This window comes from Rhizobium sp. FKY42 (assembly GCF_005222835.1).
In the GTDB taxonomy this organism is placed as follows: Bacteria; Pseudomonadota; Alphaproteobacteria; order Rhizobiales; family Rhizobiaceae; genus Neorhizobium.
Window position 1 is genome coordinate 15,392 of sequence record NZ_STGA01000073.1, and the last position, 26,476, is coordinate 41,867.

Genomic DNA, 26,476 nt, shown 5'->3' on the forward strand with positions numbered 1-26,476 from the left:
CTCGCACAACGATATTGGCTTGAAGAACAGCAGTCAGCAAAGCAGTCATTGCAGGCTGAACGAAAAGGCGATCGGATCGCCCGCACAAACAAAAATCAATATATCTTAATATACAAAACTCTAAAATACGTTAAGTAATACGAAACCACCTCCGTTGCCGGTATAGCAATATATTACTGTTTATAAGATTTGCTCTGAATAGGTATATTGTCTGCCCTGGGTATATTACATGCAAAAAGATCCGCTTCACAACCTGAAGCTATTCAGGACCAACCGAGACGGAAATTTCGGTGTACTGACCGCACTTATGCTTGTTCCCCTTATTGGGATCGCAGGCCTAGCGGTTGATCTGGGCATGGCTGTCGATGAGCGAAGTGCTTTGATGAATGCGGCTGATGCCGCAGCGGTGGGCGCTCTGTCGGAGAAGTCTGCAACGGTTGCGCAGGCGATGAACATGTCGGCGAACGGCGAGATCCAGCTTGGCAATGATGATGCAAGGCGACTCTTCCTCGCGCAGTTGCCGCAGTCCTTGCGTGACCGGCTAAGTAATGTTGCTGTCAGTATCAAGCGGGAAAACACAGAACTAACCTCGAACGTCAGTTTCACAGCCGCAATACCAACAGCATTCATGGGTATATTGGGAAAGGATAGTATTGGCGTTAGCGGAACGGCCAAGGCAACTTATAAAACCAATGCCTTCATCGATTTCTTCATGCTGCTGGACAACACGCCTTCCATGGGCCTTGGCGCAACGAACGCAGATATCGCCAAACTGGAAGCAAGTTTTGGCTGCGCTTTTGCCTGTCACGCCACAGGGAAAGCGGCAGACAACACACTGGAGGCTGCCGGAGATCTGGGGGTCAAGCTGCGCATAGATATCGTTCGTGATGCAACTAAAAAGCTCACGGAAGACGTCGACTTGTACAAGATTGCAAACAATCAATACCGGATGGCCGTCTACTCATTCGGCACGAGTGCTGACGATATCGGATTGAAGGAGATCGCCAAGCTGACCTCCAATATGGACAACGTTGATAAAGCCGTTGACAATCTCGACCTAATGTCCACGGTCAAGAACAACTATAACGACAATCAGTTGACTGATTTTGCAAGTACGTTCGCGAGCATCAAATCAGTTGTTGGCACAGTCGGCACGGGCAGCAGCGCGACAGATCGGCAGAAAGTGGTCTTTCTGGTATCAGACGGAATGACCGATGCAGCAAAGACGGAATGTTCCGGCTCCGCAAAGGGAACGCGCTGCATGGAACCGATCGATGCAACCGTTTGCAAGGATCTGAAAGACAAAGGCATCAAGGTTGCCGTGGTCTATACCACATACATCCCTCTTCCGGACGACAGCTTCTGGGTCAATCGCATCAAACCCTTCGATTCCCGCCTGCGTCCCAGCATGGAGGCTTGCGCCACTCAGGGCTACTTCATCGAAGCATCCCCCAGCGAGGATATCGGTAAAGCGATGCAGACCCTGTTTCGCAAGTTGATGAACTCGCCACGTCTGACGAACTGACGCTTAACGCTGGATCGAAGAACGCGAGCACATCGGCCGCGCTCTTCGTCCTGTGGCCTCATTCAACCGTCGACACGTTCCCCACCCTTCACGCGGTAGCTGGGTTTGTACATGGTCACCAGCTCTTCCGCTGCTGTCGGATGAACCGCCATCGTGCGGTCGAGATCATCCTTGGTCACGCCGGCTTTTAGCGAAATGCCCAGCAGTTGCGCCATCTCGCCAGCGTCATGCCCAAGAATATGGGCGCCCACAACCTTGCGATCCTCAGCATTGACAAGGAGCTTCATGATCATCTTTTCGGCGCGCCCGGAAAGCGTCGCCTTCATGGGGCGGAACTCCGCGCGATACACTTCGATTTCGTCGAAGCGTTTGCAGGCCTCTTCCTCGGAAAGCCCAACCGTGCCGATTTCCGGCTGAGAGAACACCGCTGTTGCGATCAGATTGTGGTCAGGCGCGGTCGGATTGTTCTTGAACTCGGTCTCGATGAAGCACATCGCTTCGTGAATAGCGACTGGAGTAAGCTGTACGCGATCCGTCACATCACCGAGCGCAAAGATATGCGGCACGTTTGTCCGGGAATAGGCATCAACCACGATAGCGCCCCGGCCATTGACCTCGACCCCTGCCTTTTCCAGACCGAGACCCTTGGTATTCGGATCACGTCCGAGAGCGAGCATGATCTGATCCGCAGAAATGCTCGCGCCCGTCTTGGTGCGCGCCGTCAGCCCGCCCGCCGGAGATTTCGTGACCTCTTCGATCACGTCCGTCAGCATTATACGGATGCCCTTGTCGACCATTGCCTTGTGAAGGCCCTCACGCATGTCGCGGTCGAAACGGGACAGAATTTCCTGGCCGCGATAGATGAGAGTCGTATCGACACCAAGCCCATGGAAAATGTTGGCGAATTCGACCGCAATATAACCGCCGCCTGCAATCAGGATGGATTTCGGCAGCTCTTCGAGATGAAAAGCTTCGTTGGAGGTGATGCAGAATTCATGGCCCGGCAGCGAAGCGTGTGGATTGGCCGTTCCGCCCGTTGCAATCACAATACGTTCTGCCGTCACTGTCGTGTCCGTCCTGACCAGACGGATGGTGTGGGCGTCCAATAGTTCTGCACGGGTATCCAGAATCTCGGCCCCGGCATTTTCCAGCCCGCGGCGATAAAGCCCCTCGAGGCGGGCGATTTCCTTGTCCTTGGCTTCGATGAGCGCTTTCCAGTTGAAGCTGCAATCACCAACAGTCCAGCCGTATCCGGCCGCGTCTTCGAAGTGTTCGTGATATTGCGATGCATAGACGAAAAGCTTCTTCGGCACGCAGCCACGGATGACACAGGTGCCGCCAAAACGGTACTCTTCCGCGATCGCGACCTTCTTGCCCATGGATGCCGCAAGCCGTCCGGATCTCACGCCACCTGACCCACCGCCGATGACAAAGAGGTCGTAATCATAGCTGGTCATTTAAGGCTCCTGTGGAATATCCGGCGAATAGCATTGGCACTTCATATAGTGTGCAATGGCACACAAGGAAAAGCCCGGCGGAACCGGGCTTAGCTTGAAACATTGGAAAGGGGCCGCTTAGGGCTTCGGAGCGTTGCCCGTTGCATCTGCCGTCGGAGCCTTCACCTTGTTGGCATCCATCACGGTGCGCAGCTTGGCAGAGCTGTTGGCAGTCAGGTCTCGCGAAATGCCATTCGCCCAGATTTCGGCTGCCCGCATCGTTTCGCGCTGAACAAGCGGAAGCGTCTGCAGATACTTCTTGCCAACCGGAGAAGAATAGAACGAGGCGATCTGCTTCAGTTCATCAACCGTGAAGGACTTGGCGAAGGTAACCGCAACTTCCTTTTCCAGATCGGCACGGCGTGGAGCGAGCGCCAGGGCTTCCGCTTCAACTGTCTTGGAGATCTGGGCCTGAAAATTGGGTGAAGCGACCGTGTATTCGTTCTTCAGACGCTCGGCTAGATTCGGCAGAATGGCATCGAAACGATCCGTGGCATTCAGGGCTGCAATTGCATCCCGTGCCGCCTTCAGATGATCGGCAGGAATTTCCTGGGCGCTGACGGGAACACTCAGCGCTGCACCGGAAAGAAGAATGGCGAGCGCGGCGGTACGGCCGAAAACCGCTTGTCTGATCATGTTTCGTTGCTCCTGTCTTATTTCGCCTGCATCGTCCGCGCGCCCGCCGGTCCGGCAATGATCGCAAACGATGCCATATTGATGAACAGCCCGTGCTCTACGACGCCGGGTATTGAATTCAGCTGGGTAGCCAATGCCTCTGCATCAGGAATACGGCCAAAAAAAGCATCGAGAATCAGGTGGCCGCCGTCGGTAGTGAAGGCGCCGTCATCCGACTTTCTCAACTTCAGATCGCCCGAAAGCCCAAGCTTCGCGGCCAGTTTATCGATCGCAATGCGCGTGGTCGCAAGACCGAACGGATTGACCTCGATCGGCAATGGAAACTTGCCAAGAGTTTCGACAACCTTGCTTTCATCCGCAATGACGATCATCCGGCTCGACGCCGATGCGACGATCTTTTCGCGCAACAGGGCGCCGCCGCCGCCCTTGACCAGACGCAGCGAGCCGTCGACTTCGTCGGCACCGTCAATGGTCAGATCCAGCTCGGGAAGTTCATCCAGGGATTTGAGTGGAACACCAAGCTCCAGGCACAGACGTGCAGTTCGTTCCGATGTTGGCACACCCTGAACCCGCAGGCCGCCCGACACTTTTTCTGCAAGTAGTCGAACAAATTCTTCCGCCGTCGATCCGGTGCCGATTCCAAGACGCATCCCGTCTTCAACATGCTGGAGCGCAGCCTCGGCTGCCTTGATTTTCATTTCCCGGGCGTCCATCCGCCGCAAGCTCCCATCTGTTTCGTTGTGTGCTGTTTACACGGCCCGCCTGATAAACAAAAGTCCCAGTTTCTGCTTCTTGGAGAGTATTCGAAGACCAGAATAGAATGGCGCCCCCTCTCCTCTGCATTTGCAATTCTTGCTCACGATCCATAATCTCGCGCCACCAATGGACTTGGCGACACCCTCATTCTCTGCTTCGGAAGGTTTGATTTTGACTGCTACCCTTGTTGTTTTCGATCTCGATGGCACGATGATCGATACTGCGCCCGATCTGATCGAAAGCCTCAACCACACCATCGCAGTCCGCGATCTGGAACCTGTCAGTTTTGATGACCTGACACATCTGGTCGGACAAGGAGCAAGGGTCATGATCCGCCGTGCGTTTGACCTGCGCGGATACCCGTTGTCGGATCAGGAAGTGGACCCGCTGTTCGATCGCTTCATCGATCACTACAAGGCGCATATGCCGGGACACAGCAAGCCGTTTGACGGCCTCGAAGCAAGCCTGGATCGATTGGAACGTGATGGCTGCCTCGTTGCTGTCTGCACCAACAAGGCAGAGCAGCTGGCAGTCCCCCTTCTGCGGAAGCTGGGCCTCGCGGACCGAATGGCAGTCATCACCGGGGGAGATACCTTTGCTTTCCGCAAACCGGATGGGCGGCATCTCCTTGAAACGATCAGACTGGCAGGCGGCGATCCTGCCAAAAGCATACTGGTTGGCGACAGCGTCAACGACATTCAGGCTGCCCACAATGCCTCGGTAGCATCGCTTGGCGTAACATTCGGCTATTCCGATGTACCGATCGCCGACCTGAACCCTACACGCATCATCAGTCATTTTGACGAACTGACCGTGGATCTGGTGCAGGAAACGCTCGCCGCAAGCAATCGCGCCACATTCTCGGTGACCGCCTGAACGAAAAAGGCCAGCCCGACAAAGGCTGGCCCAATCACACACATCAGCTTCGGAAATCAGGCGCCGCGCGCCTTGCTGGTGATTTCGAAAGCCTTTTCAACAGCAGCATCGCGCTTGTAAACGTCATCAAAATATTCGACGTGACCATCCTTGTTTGGCCAAGCCGTGAAATAGGCCACATACACCGGGAACTTCTGCGGAACCTGGATTGCCTGATTCTTGCCCTGGGCAATCTTGCCAGCCAGATCCTGCTCGGTAATACCCAGCACGGCAGCGGCCATCTTGCGCGGTTCCGCCAAACGCACACAACCGTGGCTCAACGCGCGCATGTCACGCTGGAAGAAACTCTTCTGCGGCGTATCATGCATGTAGATAGCATGAGCGTTCGGGAACAAGATCTTCAACTCGCCCAGAGCATTGTCGCTCGATGGCGGCTGGCGAACAGAAATCGCCTGCGTGGAGCCGCGCCAGTCGACGGCAGTGGATGACACCGCCTTGCCAGACACTTCTACCTGATAACCCATGCGGTCGAGATAGCTTGGATCCTGCCGAAGCTTCGGCAACATCTCATTGATGATGATCGACTGCGGGACGCCCCAATATGGATTGAGTTCGACTGTCTGAATCTCGTCCTGGAAGAAGAAGGTCTGGTGGCTTGGCGAACCCACCACCACGCGCATGGAGAACTGCTCTTGCCCGTTCTGGTGATAATAAACCCGGAACGCTGGCTGGTTGATGAAGACATAGCGGCTACCAAGATCGTCCGGCAACCACTTGCTCTGTTCCATCGCCACGATCAGCTTCTCGATCTTGTCGTCCGAGGTGTGGCCGGTCATTGCCCGCAGTGTCGCCGGACCGATGACGCCATCCGCTTTCAGGCCGATTTCCTTCTGGAAGCTCTTGACGACCTCTACCAGTTCCGGCGCGTAGGTGGGCGTATTCTGGTATGAAGCAAACACAGAGGAATGCTGCGTCTTTAAGGCATCCGAACCCTTGTGCTGGATCGCCGCGATAACCTTGGCCAGATCAGCATTGCTTTCACCCGGCTTCAGCTTAAGCGTTTCAGGCACCTGAACTGATTGCGTCTCACTCCCGGCAGCGGCGCGCACCTTTGCAAGTTCCGCCTTCAGCGCCAGGAATTGCGGGCTCTTCGGCGCCATGCCGTCGAGATAGGCGCTTGCATCTGCGGCACTCTGCAGCCCCGGCAGAATGGAGGACAGGTTGACGTCGCGTCGCTTCAGGTCGTGATATTCCGAGATCCGGTTCGGATCGATCCGGCCACGCGCCATATCCTGCGCAAACAGCACAGCCTTGGCAGACAGCGCCAGTTCGAACTGCATCAGTTCCTTCTGATGCTCATCGGGAGCCTGAGCGACAGCAGGCTTGACCGCGGTGCCCGCAGGGCTCTCCGCAGCGGGAGCAGATACCGAAGAAGCATCGGCCGACACGGGTGTGACCGTCGGCGCTTCCGCAGGCTTCAGGACATCGGACACGCTGGATGTCACGAAAGTCGGCACCGGAATGCGATAGTCAGCCGGGTTCAGGCCGTAATCGCCAGCCTTTTCCATCAGCGCAATCACCGCACGGGCGCGCTCGCTCACATCTTCCTTGTCTACCCATAGCGGAGCAGCGTTCTTGGCGTAGAAGGCTTCGACCGCGTTCGCGACATCACTCGGCGCGGATACCTTGGCCTGTACGAGGAAACGGTTGGCATCCGTGGCCGATGCAGCCGCGAAACCAGAGGTCTTTACGGCACGGGAGGCATCTGCCTTATAGGTGAAATATTTCGGAGCCGAAACTTTTGGCAGCGGTTCCGGATCGCTGAGATCAATCGCACGCTGGCTGATGGGCGGCTGCACACTTGTTGGCACGCGGCCTTCCACCTGCTCCTGAACGCTTTCGCGCTTCTCGCCGCGCAGCATGTCCATCAGGGTCAGGGCGTTGGCCGTACCTGCGCCAATGGCAGAAGAAGCAATGCCGGAAAGCAGGGCAATTGCGAGAGAAGTCTTTGTGTATGCGTGCGGCAACGTCATCCCCGTCACGTTGAGGGCCTTGAATCAGCGGGCCTTGTGAGCCTTTGCGCCTGAATAGCTGGTCGTGAGCGCTGTGAAAAGTAAACCAAAAGCGATGCCTGACCGGTGAAAGAGCGCGGATCCTGCTCGCAATCGTTGTCGGAAGCTTAAGAAATCATTGGTTAATTTTTTACTGATAACTTGCTTGAAGAGGCATCAAGACGGTTCACAGGCACTTGATCGGGCTCAATATAAATCTTTGGCGTGTCATTAAAAACACGCGGCGAAACTTCAATTTAGCCGCTCCTCATCAACCTTCGCAGTGCTTGCAGTCGCAAAACAAACGTATAGTAATCGCGCGCCCGACCTTGCATCGGAAACCGACACCGCATAGGTGCAGCCGAGCAATCCAGTTTACGTCCGTGTCACGCAGAGGCTTTAAGATGACTACGCGCACCGAAACCGATACATTTGGCCCGATTGAAGTTGCCAGCGACCGCTATTGGGGCGCTCAGGCGCAACGTTCGCTTGGAAACTTCAAGATCGGTTGGGAAAAACAACCCCTCTCCGTCATCCGTGCGCTCGGCATCGTCAAGCAGGCCGCGGCGCGCGCCAACATGGCCCTTGGCGGCCTGGATGCGAAGATCGGAGAAACCATCATCGCCGCCGCGCAGGAAGTCATCGACGGCAAGCTGAACGATCACTTCCCGCTCGTCGTCTGGCAAACCGGTTCCGGCACGCAGTCGAACATGAATGCCAACGAGGTTATCTCGAACCGGGCAATCGAAATGCTGGGCGGCGTCATGGGCTCCAAGAAGCCCGTGCACCCGAACGATCACGTCAACATGAGCCAGTCGTCGAACGATACCTATCCGACGGCCATGCACATCGCTTGCGCAGAGCAGATCGTTCGCCATCTCATTCCAAGCCTCAAGCACCTGCATGCGGCACTGGATGCAAAGTCGAAAGCTTTCGCGCATATCATCAAGATCGGCCGCACCCACACGCAGGACGCAACGCCTCTGACGCTGGGTCAGGAGTTTGGAGGCTATACGGCGCAGGTCGCTTCCGCCATCAAGCGCATCGAAGTCTCCCTGTCGGGCCTTTATGAACTGGCGCAGGGCGGCACAGCCGTTGGCACGGGTCTCAATGCACCCATCGGCTTTGCCGAAAAGGTTGCCGAAGAAATCGCCGCGATCACCGGCCTGCCTTTCGTCACCGCGCCAAACAAGTTCGAAGCACTGGCCGCGCATGATGCCATGGTCTTCGCTCACGGCGCTATCAATGCCGCAGCCGCCGCTCTGTTCAAGATCGCAAACGACATCCGCTTCCTTGGCTCCGGCCCCCGTGCCGGCCTCGGTGAACTGGCCCTGCCGGAAAACGAGCCGGGCTCGTCCATCATGCCGGGCAAGGTCAACCCGACCCAGTCGGAAGCCTTGACACAGGTTTGCGCTCATATCTTCGGCAATCAGGCAGCCATCACCTTTGCTGGCAGCCAGGGCCATTTTGAACTCAACGTGTTCAACCCGATGATGGCCTACAACTTCCTGCAGTCCGTCCAGCTTCTGGCAGACGCAGCGGTCTCCTTCACCGATAACTGCGTTGTGGGCATCGAAGCGCGCGAAGACAACATCAAGCGCGGTGTCGAAAACTCGCTGATGCTGGTCACGGCTCTGAACGGCAAGTTGGGTTACGATGCCTGCGCCAAGATCGCCAAGACCGCGCATAAGAACGGCACGACCCTGCGTGAAGAGGCAGTCGGCGGCGGATACCTCACGAACGAGGAATTCGATCAGTATGTCCGTCCTGAAAACATGATCGGACCCAAGTAAAAAGCAATTCCCTGACGCAAACGGTTGGGCAGAACGTCTGTCCTTCCCTTGCGTCAGGGTACGCAGCAAAATGGTTGCGTACAGCGATAGGGCAACAACCAGATGGACACTTGATGACAATCAGGCCTGACTTCTTAGAAGCTCTGTAATTGCCTAATAGCAATGATACTTTAGCGCCATAAGCGATCCGACATTAATGCTTTTCCAATAAATTGCGAATAACCATTACCATCAGTCTCAAATCGATGACCGGAGCAGAGCAATGACGACGGCAGCTGCGCAGAAGGCGCAAGCCGCCGATGTGGCCGGACAGATCATACACGCCATGCGTGCAATGAATGTCTCTCCCATCCCGCGGAACTACCAGCTCTTCTACGAGGCCTACATAGGCGCGAACCCGGCGTTGACCCGGGAACTTTCGCTGTTGGGCAACCGGCCTCTCCAGGAAGAACTCGACGAGCTTGCCGCAACGTTCATTGGGACCGGTCAGGCGTCGATGATGGAGAAAGCCCACGGCAGGCTGGTGGAAGAGCTCGATGCGCTGCTAAGCCTTTTGCGCCGGGAACAGACCTCGCTCGAAAGCTACAATCGTCTGCTGGATGAAACCGCGACGACCATCAACGCGAAGAACAATTTCTCCGCAGATCTGCTGCGTAACGCCATATCGCTTCTGAGCAAAGCCACGGGAGATACCATCGCACAGGGCGAAAAAACTGTAGAAGGCGTGGTTCAACGCAGCCAGGAAGTCGACCAGGTTCGCAAGGAACTGGACGAGTACAAGCGCATTGCGAACACGGATTCGCTGACCCGTCTTTCGAACCGCCGCGCCTTCGACGAAAAGCTGGCGACACTCTACGACGACAGCATGCAATTGCCGGTAACGGCGCTCGTGCTGGCCGACATCGACCATTTCAAGAAGTTCAACGACGCCTACGGCCATCCGGTGGGTGACAAGATCCTTGCCTCCGTTGCTGCCGTCCTCAGATCAAGCGTCCGCAAGGATGTTTTCGTGGCCCGAACCGGCGGCGAGGAATTTGCACTGATCATTGAAGGCAATACAACCGAAGAAGTGATGGCCATCTGCGAGCGTCTGCGCAAGGCGCTTGAAACAAGACCATTTCGCAATTCACGCACGGGAATGGACTACGGACCGATCACGATTTCGATCGGCGTTGCCATGGCATCGCAAGCCGATGACGCCGGAGATCTTTACGTCAAATCAGATACTGCCCTTTACTGCGCCAAGAACACCGGCCGCAACCGCTCTATGCTCTTCGAGGACGGCATGCGCAAGGACTATGGTGGCAAGAGCTGGCTGATCTACAAGAAGTAATCCGGCACTGACTGCCTTCGCCGCAAGCGACCATCACCACATGGTCGCTTTTGCGCGTTCAGGCCATTCCTTATCATAGGTCTGTTGATCGAAATCTGCTTTCGCTCCCTTCAGCATCTGCCCCGGAGTTGGAAGTGTCTGCGGGTCGGAAAATCTGTCCGGATTCCAAAGCTCGGCACGCATGACCGCACGCGCACACTGGAAGTACACCTCCACGATGGTCACAACGGTGACACTGCGCGGATGATGCCCATCCATCTCGAAGCTTTGAAGCAGTTCCGGCTCGATGGAAACCACGGCCCGACCGTTGATGCGCATCACGCTCGTGGAACCGGGAATGAGAAACATCAGAGCGACACGCGGATCGCGGACAATGTTCTCAAGCGAGTCGACACGATTATTGCCTCTCCAGTCGGGAAGAAGGATCGTTCGATTGTCCTGAATGCGGACAACGCCTCCGAGGTCTCCGCGCGGCGAGCAGTCCAGTCCCTCTGGCGCGACAGTTGCCAGCGCGACAAAAGGTGATGACTCGATCATCAGGCGATATTCCGGCGTCAGCGCCTGTGTCACTTTGACAAGAGACGCTTCGCTCGGGTTCTTGTAGATGTCCCGCAATTGCTCGACGGATGTGATGACGGTCATGTGTTCCTCCCGTTGCATCACTGGAGTAGATCACGCGATCCGGGGCTGCAAGCGCGTTCTTGTGCTCTACTCGCCGCGCAGTTCTCCTACTTCATCCGCCTCATGGGGAATACGTGCCAGCCGCCTGTATTCCCAGATCGCAACGGCGAGCAGGATGCACACGGCAAGCGCAGCGGTCCACAGGGTTACCCATCCCTGCGTCACAAGAAGAAGCGCAAGAAGGGATGAGATACCGGCAATATGCGACCAGGGCATATAGCCGGTGGTCACTCGCTTGACCCAGAGATTCCCAGCCAGAAACACCATCGGGCCACCGCATATAACCAGCGCTCTGGCCAATCCGCCGGTTTCAACCGGATGCGCAATCAGGTGTTCGGCAGCAACGGCACAGAGTATGATACCGGCAACGACCGGAATGTGAGCGTATGTGAAGACATGCAGCGCAACCTCTCCCGGTTCGTCCGATTCCTCGATTTCCTGCGATGCCTTTTCGTGGCCGAAGTGGAAATAGATCCACCACATCAGGCCAGTCGTCAGAAACGAGCCGGCGAGAATGACAACGATCAACGGAGTGATGTCTTGATCCGAGAAGCTGCGACCCGTCGCCAGAATCGACTCACCAAGACAGATCATGACGAACAATCCGCAACGCTCGGCCATATGCTCGCCGGATATGTCCCAGTCTTCGGTTGTAGAGCGACCATAGCCGGGTACGAAGAACCGTAGCTCGGGAGCCAAAAACTCTAATAGCAGGGCGCCATACCAGATGATCAGTCGCGCATGCGGGTCGCTGAGAGCACCCCAGATCCATAGGATTGCGGACAAAGCAAACCAGAGGGAAACCCGCACGAAGTTGCGGCGGACATTTTCCATAACGCCGTTGAAGGCATAGATTGCGAACAGTGACCGGCCCAACTGCATGGCGACATAGGTCGCGGCAAACATCAGGCCCCGTTCCTCGAACGCCTTCGGAATGGCCGAGGACATCAGGAGGCCGAGAAACATGAGGCCGAACAGCAGCGCCCGAACCGGCATGCGCTCCGGGTCCAGCCTGTTCGTAACCCAGGCCGTATGAATCCAGACCCACCAGAGGGCAAGTGCAAAAACGCCACCTTCTGTCAGTCCCGCAAGCGTAAAGTCTTCGACTATAAAATGGGAAAGCTGGATGAGTGCGAAGACGAAGACGAGGTCGAAGAACAGTTCGGGAAACCCGACAGTGCGTTCACGCTGGTCGCTGTCCTTGACCCAATGGTCGTCGGATTTGATGTCGGTGTGCGCCATGAAACGTAAGCATTCAATGAGAGGTCGGGAAAAGCACGAAGCCGTGCGCCCGTCAAATCACTAGCGGCTTAAAGGTTCCATCAAATCTGATCTGTCTTCGTTGAAGCTAGCGCATGTCGCGCAAAAGTGTGCAGCGGTTTTGCGATAACGACATGCGACAAAACAAATAGTTAAAGCGTCAGGAGCGAATCTGAAAGATTGCGCCACGCTTTAGCGGGCGATGCCGGGTGTGTCCCTGTTCATTCCCTTCGCGGCCAGTTCCCGTTCGTATTCCGCGAACAGATCCTGTCCCTTTTCACCCAGTTCTCGCAGGTATTTCCAGGTAAAGATGCCGCTGTCATGACCATCATCGAACGCGATCCGGATCGCATAATTACCGGCGGCAACAACGTTTCGAATGCCCACCATCCGCTTGCCCGGCACCGTTACCTTCTGCCCGGGTCCATGCCCCTGCACCTCCGCTGAGGGAGATAGAACCCGCATCATTTCCGCAGGTACGGCGAAAGCAGTCCCATCATCAAAGCTGATTGTCAGGCTGCGCTTGTCGGCAGCCACCTTGATTTCGGTCGGCCAGGAAGAGTCGCTTGCATCACTCATATCGTTTATTCCGCATCTCTATGCTTGCTGGTCCGGATGTTGGTGACCATTCAAGCATCTTCTGTCAAAACCATTTCCATCCGCCTTGACGCATGTCACAGCAAGTCCCATCTTCCGCGAAGGAGGACACGCGCCTTGAACAGTCTGGTCAATCCCAACGATACCCATACGCCATTGCGCACGAATGCGCATCCAATGATTGACCCCTTCGGCCGCATGGTGAGCTATCTTCGTGTGTCCGTGACGGATCGGTGCGATTTCCGCTGCACCTATTGCATGGCGGAAAACATGACCTTCCTTCCGAAGAGGGATCTTCTGACACTGGAGGAGTTGGACCGGCTCTGTTCCGCCTTCATTGCCAAGGGCGTGCGCAAACTGCGCCTCACAGGCGGCGAACCGCTTGTGCGAAAGAACATCATGTACCTCGTCAGGGCGCTGGGTCGGCACATTGAATCGGGTGCACTGGAGGAACTGACCCTGACGACAAACGGCTCGCAGCTGACGCGCTATGCAAAAGAGCTTTACGATTGCGGCGTCAGGCGCATCAACGTCTCCGTCGACACGCTCGATCCGGACAAGTTCAAGGCTGTCACACGCTGGGGCGACTTGCAAAAGGTTCTTGAAGGCATTGAAGCTGCTCGCAAGGCGGGCCTGAAGATAAAGTTGAACGCAGTCGCTCTCAAAGGGTTCAACGAGCACGAGATCCCATCGATGCTGCGATTTGCCCACGAGCGAGGCATGGATCTGACGGTCATCGAAACCATGCCGATGGGTGAGATCGAAGAGGATCGCACGGACCAATATCTGCCGCTCTCCCAGGTGCGAACCTCGCTCGAAGAACAGTTCACCCTTTCGGATATCCCATTCAAGACAGGCGGTCCGGCACGATATGTCACGGTGCAGGAAACCGGCGGCAAGCTTGGTTTCATCACTCCGATGACCCATAATTTCTGCGAAAGCTGCAACCGCGTTCGGCTCACCTGCACGGGAACGCTTTACATGTGCCTTGGGCAGAACGATGCGGCCGATCTGCGCACCGCTTTGCGGGCATCCCCAGATGACGCCTATCTTTCGGCAGCCATCGATGAGGCGATCTCGCGCAAGCCGAAAGGCCACGACTTTATCATCGACCGGAACAACCGGCCCGCCGTCAGCCGGCATATGAGTGTCACCGGCGGCTGATGCCTCAAGAGGCCCGTCTGACAGCCCCTTGTGCGGTTGCTGGATGAGGAATCCTGAAATCCGCTCATAGAGCGCGCGGGCCTCTTCCGCCAAGGATTACGCGACCGCATTTGCCTCTTCCACCGTTGCAGCATTTCGCTGTGTCGTCTGATCCAGAACATTCACCGCTGAACTGATCTCGGCGATACCTGTCGCCTGTTCGCGAGAGGCCTGGGAGATCGCGACCACGTCAGCTCCGTGTCCTTGACCTGTCACACGATCTCGCTGAGCTGATGCCCCATGGCAGCGAGAAAGTTCTCGTTCGCTTTGACCACTCTGCCATCGCGCTCGAACTCGATGATGGCATGGCTCTGGTCGATCGCGGTCAGACGATTCTCGTCATCCTGAGCCGCAAACTTGCCGGCGGTGATGTCACCCGCAATCTTCAGGATGCGCACGACCCTGCCGTTTTGCATGACGAGATTGTAGGCCGCCTCGATCCAGACATCGTCCCCCGTCTTTGTCTGGCGAAGGAATTGGCCGTGCTGGAATTTTCCTGCGGAAAGCTCGGCCAGAACCGGCGGCATTCTTCGGAAGATCGGAGCGCCTCAGTACAGAAAAGCCGGTGATGCTAGCCAATGATCACGCCAATCTCGTAACCCGGCGCCTTGCAGAAATTCTCATTAGCATGGAGAATCTTGCCAGACGGATCAAACCCCATCATGGCCTGTGAGTGGGAAATCGCCGCCATCTCGTTGGAAGGCGGGATGCACTGAACAGGTGACGAATGGCCATAAGCTTGAAATCCCAGCGAGTAACAACTTACGGATCACAACCCGTAAGTATCTAATTACCTGCTAAATATAAAGATCCACTTCCACTGGTTGAGAATTTGTGTTGTGACGGCAGCGAAGTTTAGCGGATGCGTTGCCAAGATGCCCGAAGTCAGTTTCCAGACGCGTAGTTGCGCCCGATGCACGCTCTGCTGCCGTCTTCCGGATATCGATGAACTCGACAAGCCAGCCAACGTCAACTGCGTCCACTGCATCGACGGCTTTGGCTGCCGGGCCTATGATAAGCGCCCCCGAACCTGCCGGGAATTTCAGTGCGACTGGTTGACCGACCCGGCACTGGATGACGCGTGGAACCCGCTCGACTGTCACATGATGGTCTATCGTCAGGGAGCCCAGAGAACTGTCCTTGTCGATCCCAGCATTGGCAAAGCCTGGCAACAGGGCCACTACGCCTCAATGCTCACTGAGCTTGCGCGCCAAAGCGAGGCTGAAGGCGGATACCTCATCCTCTTTGCCGGGGATGAAGTTCGCCGCATTCGCCCCATCTGAGCGAAACGCAGGCCTCCAAAATTCGACGTAAACAAAAGGGCCGCACGATGAAGCCGACCCTTCAGATGATTGCACAAAGCCTAGGCTATCAGGCGGCCCAGCCACGCCGCGCTTGGCCGCCACCGGCATCTCCAACGCGGAAGTGCTCGATCTTTTCAGCAAGCGCCACCGCACGGCCTCTCAGCCCGTGGATTTCAGCATTGTTTTCCTCCACCATCGCAGCGTTGCGCTGCGTGATGAGCTCGACCTCGCCAAGCGCCTGGCTCACCTCGCCAATACCCAAGGATTGCTCGCGCGTAGCGGACGAAATATCGGCCACCAGCTTCTGGACTGTGCTGACGTGGGAGATGATCTGGCTGAGCGCCTCACCTGTCTCCTCTACCAGATGCACACCATTGGTTACCTGTTGTGCACTTTGTGAAATCAGACCCTTGATCTCCTTGGCCGCATTCGCGCATCGCTGCGCCAGTTCGCGCACTTCCTGTGCCACGACCGCAAAGCCGCGGCCTGCCTCACCTGCACGCGCCGCTTCGACGCCCGCATTCAACGCAAGCAGGTTCGTCTGGAACGCAATCTCGTCGATCACGCCGATGATCGTGCTGATCTTTTCAGAAGACCGGCTGATCTCACCCATGGCAGTGATCGCGTTGGTCACGACCTGACCGGACTGGACCGCGAAGGCTTCCGTCTGGTTGACCGAGTCTGACGTGCGCTGCGCGCTGCCGGCCGTCGACTTGACGATGTCGCTCAGTTGTCTCAGGGCGCGCGTGGACTGTTCCAGTGCGGCGGCTTGCTGTTCCGTACGCCGCGCCAGATCATCCGCGGAGCTGGCCAGATTGCTGGACCCGCTGTTGATGTCAGCTGCGACCGATCGAACGTCTGCGAGCGTCGCTGAAAGCGTGCGGACGGCCACGTTATAGGTACGGGCCATATCGACGAAATCGGCTGGCAGATTCTCGTTCATCTCGACCTGCAAGTTGCCTTCAGCAAGTTGATGCAGAACGTCGGAGAGGGCCGAAAGCGCCATGCGCTGCTCATTCGAAACCTTTGCACGCTCTGCAGCTCGACGTTCGGCTTCAGCAGTCGTGGCATCGCGCGCGGCAGAGGCTTCCTGCTCCAGCCGGATGTTTTCCAGCGCGGCATCGCGGAAGACGGTGACGGAACGAACCATATCGCCGATTTCATCGCCGCGCTCACGACCCTCGATGCGCACTTCCAGATCGCCGCTTGCAAGGCGGGTCATAATTTCGGTAACGCGGCGCAGCGGCGCCCGCAGCGTTTCAACCAGCATCAGGGCACCGATGATGGCCAGCACGGTGCCGATCACTGTTGCGGCGATGGACAGGTTTGCGGAGCGTTCGCTATCCTGCTTGCCAGCCTCCTGAGCCTGCGCAACGAAATTCTTTAGACCGGCCATGCCATCCAGCAACTGCTTCTCGGTCGTCACCCGTGCGGCTTTCCACTGCCCTGCCAGCTCCAGCATTGTTGCGGATTGCTTTTCGACAGTGTCGAGGATCGGTGTGACCAGAGATGCGAAATCCCGCATCGTCGGGTTCTTCTTCCCAAGGTCGGAAACCTTTTCGCTGGTTGAACGAAGCGCACGGATGTCGGACAGAAGCTCCTCGCGTGCACTGTTCGTCAAAGCCACACGCAAACGTTCGCTATGCAACTGCAACATGTCGTTCAGGCGTAACGCTTCCGTCAATTGACCAACCAGCGCGCGGTTAATCTGCAAGTCGTCTTCCAGTGTCGCGAATCGGTCCGCCGCCGTGTTCGTGTTCTGGTTCGCCGTCATCAGATAGGTATCGCGAACTGGCTGGAGAGCAGCCATCGCGTCACGAATGGCGCTCGCCTTGTCGGAGGCAGGCTGGTCGCTCTTGGCGATCGTCTCAATGGCGGTCAGCTTGTCCTTGAGGGTCGAGAGCGAACTCAAGGCCTTCGTCGTCGCCTTTGCCTCGAGCTTCGGCAAATCCTTGCGAAGAACGCCGATATAGGTCACGGCGGCACGTGGTAGAGCCTCGTCATTCGTGATGTTCTTGACCGCATCGAACAGGCTGTCCATGCGGGCCGCTGTTGTTCTCAGCGCATAGGCATCAAAAAGCGCGCCCTTTGCAAACTTCTCCTTGCTTTCGCCTTCCTTTCGCACAGTCTCGAACTGCGCGCTCACAGCACCGGCAAGCGCGCGGATCTCGTCCACGCTGGCCTCCATGGTCTGTTCAGTGCGGGTGGTCTTGCGCTCGATTTCCCAAAGTCCGGCGGTAGATTGCTTGAGGACTGGAGCTGTCTGCAGCACGACAGCGAGGCGCTCTCGGTCCTGCGGCGTCACCACGAGACTCTCAAGAACGTTCACGCCCTTTTCCTGCTCGGCAATCGCATCGTTCAACGCCTTGAGGCTTGCGTTACTGGGCTGGGCAAGAAACCCGAGAAGGGAAGCCTGCAGCCGCTCGAAATCGCCAATGTTCTCGATGGTGGCGCGCGTCACAGTCATATGCCCGTTGAGCATGCGCGCAGTGTAGAAACCAGCGAGCCCCACACCTGCGATCAACAGGATCAGGGGAACCACAAACAGCAGAACCTTCGTAACGATACGGCGGCTTTGTAACAAACGATCCAGGAACGACATTGCACCTCCTCGTGCAACTTCGGCGCGTCCATTCATGGGCGGCGGTACACGGCCATCCCTCATCATGCGGGAGCTTGAAACGAAGCTTTGCTGATTAGCTATTGAGCAATAGTTAATTCGACAGAGAAAACTGACCGAATAACAGCAACCTGAGATTTCATGGAAACCGTTGATAATCGCCTTAACAAACATTAATGCTACCTCCATTTTAAAATGGAGTTTTTAAATGTATTTTGTAAGAAATAATGCAGATATGTTTTGTATGATATTAGCAACTTTATGTTTTACATTCAACGATTCGATCATAAAGATGATAAACAACTCCCTATCGACGTTTGATATATTATTTTACAGATCAGCTATGGTTGCTCTCGTCATTGGAGTTTGCCTGATCTGCATCAAGCGCGATGCCTCCTGGAAACAGGGCTTTGCCAAAGGCGGCCTGCTGCGCGCGGCTCTGGATGTCGGCGCCGCAATGACTTATGTCACCGCTATACGGGTCGGAGACCTGTCAACTGCCGCCGCCATCAGCCAGTCCCTTCCTCTCTTCATGGCGCTGGGAGGTATGCTGTTGCTGGGTGAAAAGTCGAATGCTCCTACCTCAGTCGCGCTTGGTCTGGGATTGGCGGGCGTCCTGTTGATCCTCAACCCGCATTCCATTCACCTTGGTTCGACCGCTCTGCTTGCATTGATCTCGGTCCTCTTTACCGCTGGGCGAGAACTGGTAACGCGTCGTTTTTGTCATGACGCCAATGTGCTTTCCCTCGCAATGTCTACCAGCATCGCAAACATCCTGTTGGGCGGTACAGTCAGTTTTGCCAGCGGCGCAATACCCATCCCGTCGCTGTTCGTTTTCCTCCTGCTGTCATCTGCAGCCCTCTGCGTTTTGATCGGATACATAGCGATCATCAAGGCATCGCAGTTGGGCAGTGTTACGAGGATCGCGCCCTTCCGATATTGCGGCCTCCTTTTCTCGTTTTATGCGGCCACACTGGTGTTCGGGGAACAACCCAACAAGATGCTTCTCGCCGGAAGCGTGCTGGTGATTCTGGCAGGCCTCGTCACAATTTTAGCTAGCAATGGCGGCAGCCTTTCCAGCTTGAACCTGTGGAACGTCATCAGACGAATGAAAACTCCCGGCTCCAAACGTCTGGCGCGGCTCTCTCCCATGGATTAGACAGCTTATTACAGCTGACTAAAGGAATGGAATATGCCCCTTTCGCCGAATTCGCGCGGAGCCTTGATGATGACAATCGCGATGGGGGCATTCACGACAAATGATGCACTGATCAAGTCCATCACCCTCGATCTCAACATCGCGCAGATCATCTTTCTGAGAGGGCTGGCCACCGCCGTCATTCTCGCCGCGATGGCCTGGTCCTACGGGATTCTCGGGCAGTTTCGGGTCATGTTCAACCGCGCCGTCATCCTCCGCTCAGGCTTCGAAATCGGCGCAACGATCACCTATATCAGCGCGCTTTCGCACATCGATCTGTCTGTGGCTGCTACCATCCTGCTTTCGCTTCCCCTGGCGGTCACATTCGGTGCCTGGGCTTTCTTTAAGGAGCCGGTGGGCTGGCGAAGGTGGCTGGCCATCATCGTCGGCTTTATCGGCGTCATCATCATCCTGAAGCCGAGCCCGGAAGCTTTCGTGCCAGCTTCCCTGCTGGCGGTGATCACCGTCTTTTTCACCGCCGGCCGCGATCTCACCACACGCCGCATCAATGCAGGAATCCCGACCCTGCTGGTCTCGCTGTTTGCCGGCTTGACCAACACAGTTTTCGGCGCTGTCCTCATCGTTCCCATGGGCGGCTGGATGCCGGTCAGCAGCCATTCGGTGATGATCATCATCGTTGCCGCCTGCTTCATTATCGCAGGCTATCTTTCAATCATCGGCGCCATGCGAACGGGTGACATCTCCTTCATCGCACCATTTCGCTACACGAGCCTCATCTTCTCGCTAAGCCTCGGCTACTATCTGTTTCAGGAGAGACCGGACGGCTACATGACGCTCGGTGCCAGTCTCATCGTTGCATCGGGGCTTTATGCCTTCTACCGTGAGAAACAGCGCGCACGGGAAACGCCCGCTGCCAAAAGTACGCAGACACCCAATTGAGAACGCAAATGCCCCTGCCTTCCGCGCCAGCCGTCGCCGTTATCCTCGCCGGGGGGCTTTCCCGACGGATGGGTCGAGACAAGGCCGAGGTCTTACTGGCGGGAACCAGACTGGTGGATCGCGTGGCCGCCCGGCTTCGTCATCAGAACCTCTCCGTGTTCCTCAACGCGCCGGACGATCTTGAGACGTCGCTTCCCCTGGTGCCGGATACGCTGGAGGGCCATCGTGGACCGCTTGCCGGAATTCTTGCCGCCATGCGCCACGCCGCAAGCGCGCCCCATCCCATGAACCATGTCCTGACGGTGCCGATCGATAGCCCCTTCATGCCGCTGAATCTTGCAGCAAAGTTAAACACCGCAGTGACATCCGATGAAAGCATCGTGATTGCAACCTCGCAAGGAACACTGCATCCGGTTGTCGGTTTCTGGCCGATCCGTTTGGTCGATGATTTGCAGGCGTTTCTGGAAGGTCCGGAAAATCCGCGCGTGAAAACCTTCCTGTCCAGCCATCAAACTGCCTATGTTGACTTTCCCGAAATCGAGACACCGCTTGGACCGGTTGATCCCTTTTTCAACGTCAATACGCCGGAAGACCTTCGGCTGGCGCATCGCTATGTGGAGTTCATGCCATGAACCCAAAGTTGTTCGGTATTGCGGGCTGGAAAAACTCCGGCAAGACGGGCCTGGCCGTGCGCGTGGTGGAGGAACTGACACGCCGCGGCTATCGCGTCTCGACCGTCAAGCACGCGCATCATGATTTCGATATCGATAAGGTTGGCGCAGACAGCTACCGTCATAGACAGGCAGGCGCGCAAGAGGTCGCCCTTGTTTCCGGCACGCGGTATGCAATCATGCACGAATTGCGTGGCGCCGATGAGCCCAGCTTCGAAGAGATCATCTCCCGCCTCGCCCCGTGCGATATCGTCATCATTGAAGGCTACAAGCGCGAACCGATCCCGAAGATCGAAGCACGCCGCCTTGAGGCAGCCAAGCGCGAACCACTGGCACCCAGCGATCCGTTTATCTTGGCCATTGCTGCGGATCATGCTGTCGAAGGCACCGCCCTACCGGTTTTTGATCTGGACGATACCCACACCGTTGTCGACTTCATCGTTCAGACAACACGATTGACGGGCTGAAATGAGGGAGCCGCCGCAACCCTGCGCGGCGGCTCTCTATAGTAGTCTAGGCCGATTTTACCGGTTTTGCGCCACTGGCTTTACCAGCGCGGTGATACGGCGGATCGTCACGCGACGGTTCTGCTGCTCCGGCCCCTGGGTCGCGACCTTAAGGTAGCGCTCGCCATAGCCTTGCGTCACCATGTTTTCCGGCGGAATACCAAAAGCATCCGTCAGAACCCGCGCAACAGATTCGGCACGGCGGTCGGACAATACGAGGTTGCTCTCATCCGAGCCGACAGCATCTGTATGGCCTTCGATCAGGAAGGTTTCGGATGGATCGCGATCCAGAACCTTCGTGATGGCGTCCGCCACCTTCCGCAGGCTGGACGCCTGGTTCATCGGAATGTCCGCACTACCCGTTGCAAAGGTAATCGTATCAAGGTCGATACGGCGAACCTTGTCACGGATACGGGCCGAGTAACGCACTTCATCGACGGAGTAGACCCGCTCCACCCGCTCGACGGGCGGCTGTTCAAGGAAGCGATAATAGTCACGATCCGGATCGCTGGTCGTATCAATGATATACTGGTTGACCGGAATCGTCAGGCGCATCGGAGGCAATTCCGCACCCGGATCGCGCCAGCGGTAGTCGCGGTCGGCCCGTTCGTCGGCAAGCTCCGGCGCATAGAACAGGATGATTTCCCGTCCGTCACGCCCGACGCGGGAACGCTGGATCACATCGCCATAACGATTGCGGATCGTGACGATCTGCACGCCACCATCACGCTCGTAAATCTCACGTGTGCGTCCACCCGGCAGGCGGTCATATTCTGGACGATAGCCGTCACTGATGAAACGCTCACTATCGTCATGGCGAACGAACGTCCGGTTATCGAACTGAATGATCACGCGGCCATCATCGGCACGGCGTACGTCATCCCAGCCACGCGGGTCTTCGAAGCGTGGGCGTTCGCGCAATCTCTCACCCTGAACGCGCGAGAAGGATTCGATGCGAACGGGTGCTGCCGGTTGCGTACCCGGCGCGGCTGCCTGGGCAGCGGCATCGGATGTAGGCGGTGGTGGCAGCGGAGCTGTCGGTGCTGGTGCGGGCGCCTGCGCCTGACCTTGCGCCGGAGGCATACCGAGACGCTGACCATCTCGACGTTGACCAGGGATGGCCGGTGCTCCGGGCTGGCCTGGTGCTGCGGCAGCGGCAGGCGCCTCCTTGGCACTGTCAAGCACAGCGGCACCATTCTGGACAGGTAGAACCACCGGCCCCTGAGCCTGAGCAGGATTGTTGGCAATCGCCTTTGCTCGCTCGATTTCCTGAGGCGTGGTCGGTGACGCAGCAACAGGAGGCTGACCTGCTGCCTGACCGGGAGCCGGTACAACAGCTGGAGCGTCGGAACGCTGGCCCGGCGCTACCGGCGGCTGACCCGGCGCAGGTGCAACTGGTGGCTGGGCAGCAGGCGGAACTACTGGGGGTGCTGCTGGAGGAGCAGGTGGAGCGGGCGGCTGCGCGCCGGAAGCGGGCGGTGTTGCAGGACGCTCGCCGACTGGACGTTCACCTGCTGGGCGCTCTCCCGCAGGACGCTCAGCACCCGGACGTTGCGCAGGTGCAGCCGGTGGCGCTGCCCGCTGCGCTGGCTCGGCTGGCGGCGCAGGACGTTCGGCAGGTGCCGGCTCTGCAGCTTTCGGCTCGCGACGTGGCGGATTTTCGCCCTGCGGATTCGGCTCTCTCTGAGGCTCTGGCTTAGCTTCTGGTTTCGGCTGCTCTGCTTTAGGCTGTTCTGTCTTGGGCTCGGGCGCTGCACGAGCAGGTGCTTCCGCAGGCGGCTCAGCTCGTTTGGGCCGCGGCGGTTCGGCACGAGGCGTTCCCTTCGGCTCCCCTTGGGGCTCCCCTTGGGGCTCCCCTTGGGGCTCTCCGCGCGGGCGGCCCTGCGGTTCGGCTTGCGGTTCAGCGGCGGGACGCTCTGGACGCGCACCACCTTGTGCGCCGCGTGACTGCTCGGGCTCGCCACGCGGGCCTGCGCCCTGCGCCTCTGGCGGCGGGCGCCGCTTCTTCTGCTCTTCCTCGCCTGCTGCACTTTCCGGTCCCGACGGTGGAGCCTGAACGTGAATAATTTCGGACTGGATGCCCTGTGCAGGCGGCTGGATACCCGGCATTGCGGCATGCACGTCGGGCGCCAGAAGGCTGATGGAAATCAATGGCATCGCCACACTGGCGAGAAGTCTTGTACGCTTGGGCATGATTGCTCCCTAACTGCGTTATCAGTCGGTCGTCCCTTGCCGATACCCTTCTTTTTCAGGGGCATTCGGCTCGCACCAACGAGAAGGTCTGTACTTTGTTCCAGAGGGAACTTGGCGCCGTGCCGCCTGAACCGGCAATGAATCACTCTGGCAGCAGCCATTCAGATTGAGTGCTAAGACTTTGAATACAAACAATAATAAGCGCGATCTAGCGTCTTGACCTTAAGCTTCGGTTAAGGCTCCAATGGTCCAATCTTCTTGGCAAACCGCAATTTGCCGCTGAAGAGATCGACGTTACGGAGCCACAGAATGACGCCTGAAATGGAACTGATGCTGAAGGGCTACGGCATGACAACGGCCCAGATCCTCTATCGTATGCCCGACCACAAGAACCTGCTGCAGACCTATATCTGGCAGCATTACGATCTTGCCCCGGAATTCCCTGAAATGAAGACCTTCCTAAAATTCTGGCAGGAGAAGCTGGACGGGCCATTGCACTCGGTGCGCTATGTACATCGAAAACTCATAGCAGCTAATGAATGGCGTGCTCTGAAGGGCGAATTTATCATTCATTGAGGGCATGAAATCTCGGCAAATGCCGCCTGCGCTTGCCTTCCGGCGACCTTCAGCTTAAAGCCGCCTCTCTAGAGACGAAGTTTTGACGAGAGGCAGCCATGAGCAAGATCGACGAAGAAGCGCTGGCGGAAGCCTATAACCGTGCGCTTGCGCTGGAAAAGGCGGGCGAGATCGATGCAGCGGTCGCGGCTTACCAGCAGGTGCTGGACATCGATCCAGATGATCATGGCGGCGCGGCCGTCCGCATCGCGGCCATGGGTCGCGGGGAAACGCCCCCCAAGGCACCGGATGCCTATGTCGAGACGCTGTTCGACCAGCACGCCGAAAGCTTCGAGGATATCCTTGTCGAGCAATTGGGTTATGCGGTGCCTGTTCTAGTGCGTCAACGCCTGCAGGATCTGAAGCTCGGGCCGTTCAAGCGCATGCTGGATCTCGGTTGCGGCACCGGCCTTACCGGCGGCACCCTGCGAGACATGGTGGACGATATCACCGGCATCGACATCTCCGAAAACATGGTTGAGATCGCCCACGAGAAGGATCTCTACGAGACGCTTTACGTTGCGGAAGTCGAGGATTTTCTCGAAGATAACGACGATGAAGCCTTTGATCTCGTTACGGCAACCGATGTCCTGCCCTATCTGGGTGCGCTGGAACCACTTTTCTTCGGCGCGGCGGAAAACATGGTGGAAGGCGGCATCTTCGTCTTCTCGTCGGAGACATTACCGGACGAGGTTTTCGCTGGTCGCTCCTACATGGTTGGCCCGCATCAGCGCTTCGCCCATGCGGAAACCTATGTGCGCGAGCGCCTTGCCGCCACCGGTTTCGAATTGATCGAGATTTCCGAAATCAACGTCCGCATGCAGGACGGCAATCCGACGCCAGGACATCTGGTGATTGCTCGCCTGAAAGGCTGAACTCTCCGTTCCAGCCATTCCAATTTGTTTGGAACCGATCTAGATTGCGCGCGAACCGCCACGGCTGACCATCCGGCCGTGGCCATGCGGGATCGTCTATCCCATCATGCCTCGCCGATCTGGAACGGAACTTATGCTTTATTTCCTCCTCAAGGCCCTGCACGTCGCGTCGGACTTCATCTGGATCGGCGGAATGCTGATCAATGCCTTCGTCATCTCAATGGTGCCGGCTCCCATTCGTGGCGGCGTCATTACTGCGATCCGGCGCTATGATCGCATTGTCACGACGGGCGCTCTTGCGGGCGTATGGATCTTCGGCCTCATCCTCGCCTTCGGTTACATTGGTTTCTCCGGCGGCTGGCTGCACCTCAAGCTGCTCATCGTCATTATGCTGTCGGCCCTGCATGGCATGCAGAGCGCCTGGTTGCGCCGAATGGAAGCGAATCCGCTTCTGGATCCCCCGGCTTTCGTGCGCGCGGGTATGCCCATCGTGCTGGTTTCCACCATCATCATTGTGCTCTTGGCGATCGTGAAACCCTTCTGATCGGTGCCGTTCAACGATCCTTCAGGATAGCTTCAAGCAACTGACCTTCCAGTTCCGCCAGCTCAGCATCTCCGTGTTTACGGGAGTGCGGCTGTGGGATGCTGAGGTCTAGCGAGATCCTGCCCTCGCCCAGCACGATCACCCGGTCGGCCAGATGCACCGCCTCGCTCACGTCGTGAGTAACGAGAACGGCGGTAAAACCCAGTTCCCGCCAGACGCGGGCGATCAGGGTCTGCATGCTGATGCGCGTGAGAGCATCCAAAGCGCCAAGCGGTTCATCCAGAACCAGAAGGCCGGGCCTGCTGACAAGCGCCCTTGCAAGAGCAACGCGCTGCCGTTGACCGCCCGATAGCTGGGAGGGCCACTCCTCCGCCTTGTTGCGCAGGTGTACCTCCCACAGCGCTGCAAGCGCCTTCGTCCGGGCTTCGTCCTTGTCGATACCCTCGCCCAGACCCACCGCCACATTCTTGGCAACGTTGAACCAGGGCAGCAGTCGCGGTTCCTGAAAAACGATGCGCGCGTCGGCCTTGGCAGAATTGCCGTACTCGTCGTGAAACGAGATATCGCCTCCAGTGTGCTGATCAAGACCAACCAGCAATCTCAGAAGTGTGCTTTTCCCGCAGCCGCTTTTCCCGACAATAGCAACGAATTGCCCGGCTTCGATGTCGAGATCGATACCACGCAGAACCTGATTGTCACCGAAGCGTTTTTCAACGCCACGTAGATGGAGAGAGACCGCCTGCGTTGTCGTGGATGCAGCATCAGGACGAGTGGCGCCATGCGTGCTGCTAGAATAAGGTGATCTTGCCGGACGTTCATGAATATGGAGAGACATCGCTAATC

25 protein-coding genes are annotated in these 26,476 nt (G+C 57.2%); 13 read left to right on the plus strand and 12 right to left on the minus strand.

Annotated features, from left to right (window positions below; translation table 11 throughout):
* The first annotated feature begins 229 nt into the window (after positions 1-229).
* Entirely contained in the window at positions 230-1,525 is a 1,296-nt protein-coding gene (locus tag E8M78_RS21750; RefSeq protein ID WP_137137029.1) for a pilus assembly protein TadG-related protein, read from the plus strand.
* A 62-nt stretch (positions 1,526-1,587) separates the two neighbouring features.
* On the opposite strand, the gene gor is transcribed toward E8M78_RS21750, so the two are convergent.
* From gor to rpiA, 3 genes are all read right to left on the minus strand, one after another.
* A complete protein-coding gene (gor, locus tag E8M78_RS21755) occupies positions 1,588-2,982 on the minus strand; it encodes a glutathione-disulfide reductase (protein WP_137137030.1) in 1,395 nt (464 codons plus the stop codon).
* A gap of 117 nt (positions 2,983-3,099) precedes the next feature.
* Entirely contained in the window at positions 3,100-3,657 is a 558-nt protein-coding gene (locus tag E8M78_RS21760) for a DUF2059 domain-containing protein (RefSeq protein ID WP_137137031.1), read from the minus strand.
* A gap of 17 nt (positions 3,658-3,674) precedes the next feature.
* Positions 3,675-4,370, minus strand: a complete 696-nt coding sequence (rpiA, locus tag E8M78_RS21765) for a ribose-5-phosphate isomerase RpiA (RefSeq protein WP_137137032.1) — start codon at positions 4,368-4,370, stop codon at positions 3,675-3,677.
* A 214-nt stretch (positions 4,371-4,584) separates the two neighbouring features.
* On the opposite strand from rpiA, the gene E8M78_RS21770 reads away from it, so the two are divergent.
* Positions 4,585-5,289 (plus strand): HAD family hydrolase, encoded by a 705-nt coding sequence (locus E8M78_RS21770; RefSeq protein WP_281405089.1) that lies wholly within the window; start codon positions 4,585-4,587, stop codon positions 5,287-5,289.
* A gap of 56 nt (positions 5,290-5,345) precedes the next feature.
* Here the strand turns inward: E8M78_RS21770 and E8M78_RS21775 are convergent, their stop codons facing one another.
* Positions 5,346-7,322 (minus strand): L,D-transpeptidase family protein, encoded by a 1,977-nt coding sequence (locus E8M78_RS21775; protein WP_137137034.1) that lies wholly within the window; start codon positions 7,320-7,322, stop codon positions 5,346-5,348.
* A 422-nt stretch (positions 7,323-7,744) separates the two neighbouring features.
* Between E8M78_RS21775 and fumC the strand changes: the two genes are divergently transcribed.
* Both fumC and E8M78_RS21785 read left to right on the plus strand, forming a co-directional pair.
* A complete protein-coding gene (gene fumC, locus E8M78_RS21780; RefSeq protein ID WP_137137035.1) occupies positions 7,745-9,133 on the plus strand; it encodes a class II fumarate hydratase in 1,389 nt (462 codons plus the stop codon).
* A 262-nt stretch (positions 9,134-9,395) separates the two neighbouring features.
* Positions 9,396-10,466 (plus strand): GGDEF domain-containing protein, encoded by a 1,071-nt coding sequence (locus tag E8M78_RS21785; RefSeq protein WP_137137036.1) that lies wholly within the window; start codon positions 9,396-9,398, stop codon positions 10,464-10,466.
* A 33-nt stretch (positions 10,467-10,499) separates the two neighbouring features.
* Here E8M78_RS21785 and E8M78_RS21790 read toward each other — a convergent pair whose 3' ends face one another.
* From E8M78_RS21790 to E8M78_RS21800, 3 genes are all read right to left on the minus strand, one after another.
* The gene (locus E8M78_RS21790) at positions 10,500-11,108 is read right to left on the minus strand and encodes a pyridoxamine 5'-phosphate oxidase family protein (protein WP_137137037.1); all 609 of its coding nucleotides are present in this window, start codon (positions 11,106-11,108) and stop codon (positions 10,500-10,502) included.
* Positions 11,109-11,174: 66 nt separating this feature from the next.
* Positions 11,175-12,389 (minus strand): low temperature requirement protein A, encoded by a 1,215-nt coding sequence (locus tag E8M78_RS21795; RefSeq protein WP_137137038.1) that lies wholly within the window; start codon positions 12,387-12,389, stop codon positions 11,175-11,177.
* Between the two features lie 210 nt (positions 12,390-12,599).
* Positions 12,600-12,986, minus strand: a complete 387-nt coding sequence (locus tag E8M78_RS21800; protein ID WP_137137039.1) for a DUF971 domain-containing protein — start codon at positions 12,984-12,986, stop codon at positions 12,600-12,602.
* A gap of 195 nt (positions 12,987-13,181) precedes the next feature.
* On the opposite strand from E8M78_RS21800, the gene moaA reads away from it, so the two are divergent.
* Positions 13,182-14,168 carry a GTP 3',8-cyclase MoaA gene (gene moaA / locus E8M78_RS21805; protein WP_246658450.1) on the plus strand — a complete coding sequence of 329 codons (987 nt, stop codon included), beginning with the start codon at positions 13,182-13,184 and terminating at the stop codon, positions 14,166-14,168.
* A gap of 96 nt (positions 14,169-14,264) precedes the next feature.
* On the opposite strand, the gene E8M78_RS24095 is transcribed toward moaA, so the two are convergent.
* Together E8M78_RS24095 and E8M78_RS21810 are read right to left on the minus strand one after the other, a co-directional pair.
* The gene (locus tag E8M78_RS24095) at positions 14,265-14,396 is read right to left on the minus strand and encodes a hypothetical protein (RefSeq protein ID WP_281405090.1); all 132 of its coding nucleotides are present in this window, start codon (positions 14,394-14,396) and stop codon (positions 14,265-14,267) included.
* A gap of 23 nt (positions 14,397-14,419) precedes the next feature.
* Complete coding sequence (locus tag E8M78_RS21810) at positions 14,420-14,734, minus strand: PAS domain-containing protein (RefSeq protein WP_137137041.1); 315 nt, start codon at positions 14,732-14,734, stop codon at positions 14,420-14,422.
* A 348-nt stretch (positions 14,735-15,082) separates the two neighbouring features.
* On the opposite strand from E8M78_RS21810, the gene E8M78_RS21815 reads away from it, so the two are divergent.
* The gene (locus E8M78_RS21815; protein WP_137137042.1) at positions 15,083-15,490 is read left to right on the plus strand and encodes a hypothetical protein; all 408 of its coding nucleotides are present in this window, start codon (positions 15,083-15,085) and stop codon (positions 15,488-15,490) included.
* 88 nt (positions 15,491-15,578) lie between these two features.
* On the opposite strand, the gene E8M78_RS21820 is transcribed toward E8M78_RS21815, so the two are convergent.
* A complete protein-coding gene (locus E8M78_RS21820) occupies positions 15,579-18,113 on the minus strand; it encodes a HAMP domain-containing methyl-accepting chemotaxis protein (protein WP_137137043.1) in 2,535 nt (844 codons plus the stop codon).
* A 226-nt stretch (positions 18,114-18,339) separates the two neighbouring features.
* Here E8M78_RS21820 and E8M78_RS21825 point away from each other — a divergent pair, with 226 nt between their 5' ends.
* From E8M78_RS21825 to mobB, 4 genes are all read left to right on the plus strand, one after another.
* Complete coding sequence (locus E8M78_RS21825; RefSeq protein WP_137137044.1) at positions 18,340-19,290, plus strand: DMT family transporter; 951 nt, start codon at positions 18,340-18,342, stop codon at positions 19,288-19,290.
* A 66-nt stretch (positions 19,291-19,356) separates the two neighbouring features.
* A complete protein-coding gene (locus E8M78_RS21830; RefSeq protein WP_246658434.1) occupies positions 19,357-20,229 on the plus strand; it encodes a DMT family transporter in 873 nt (290 codons plus the stop codon).
* A gap of 8 nt (positions 20,230-20,237) precedes the next feature.
* Complete coding sequence (gene mobA, locus E8M78_RS21835) at positions 20,238-20,861, plus strand: molybdenum cofactor guanylyltransferase MobA (protein ID WP_137137046.1); 624 nt, start codon at positions 20,238-20,240, stop codon at positions 20,859-20,861.
* Entirely contained in the window at positions 20,858-21,367 is a 510-nt protein-coding gene (mobB, locus tag E8M78_RS21840; protein WP_137137047.1) for a molybdopterin-guanine dinucleotide biosynthesis protein B, read from the plus strand. The genes mobA and mobB overlap by 4 nt, the downstream gene beginning before the upstream one ends.
* Positions 21,368-21,424: 57 nt before the next feature.
* Here the strand turns inward: mobB and E8M78_RS21845 are convergent, their stop codons facing one another.
* A complete protein-coding gene (locus tag E8M78_RS21845; protein ID WP_137137048.1) occupies positions 21,425-23,599 on the minus strand; it encodes an OmpA family protein in 2,175 nt (724 codons plus the stop codon).
* 309 nt (positions 23,600-23,908) lie between these two features.
* Here E8M78_RS21845 and E8M78_RS21850 point away from each other — a divergent pair, with 309 nt between their 5' ends.
* The 3 genes from E8M78_RS21850 to E8M78_RS21860 all read left to right on the plus strand — a co-directional run bounded on the left by E8M78_RS21850 (position 23,909) and on the right by E8M78_RS21860 (position 25,633).
* Positions 23,909-24,175, plus strand: a complete 267-nt coding sequence (locus E8M78_RS21850; protein WP_137137049.1) for an usg protein — start codon at positions 23,909-23,911, stop codon at positions 24,173-24,175.
* A 98-nt stretch (positions 24,176-24,273) separates the two neighbouring features.
* Positions 24,274-25,089 carry a methyltransferase domain-containing protein gene (locus E8M78_RS21855; protein ID WP_137137050.1) on the plus strand — a complete coding sequence of 272 codons (816 nt, stop codon included), beginning with the start codon at positions 24,274-24,276 and terminating at the stop codon, positions 25,087-25,089.
* Positions 25,090-25,222: 133 nt separating this feature from the next.
* Positions 25,223-25,633: a CopD family protein gene (locus E8M78_RS21860; RefSeq protein ID WP_170973514.1), complete on the plus strand. Its 411-nt coding sequence runs from the start codon at positions 25,223-25,225 to the stop codon at positions 25,631-25,633.
* Positions 25,634-25,643: 10 nt separating this feature from the next.
* On the opposite strand, the gene E8M78_RS21865 is transcribed toward E8M78_RS21860, so the two are convergent.
* A complete protein-coding gene (locus tag E8M78_RS21865) occupies positions 25,644-26,468 on the minus strand; it encodes an ATP-binding cassette domain-containing protein (RefSeq protein WP_137137052.1) in 825 nt (274 codons plus the stop codon).
* Positions 26,469-26,476: the final 8 nt, after the last annotated feature.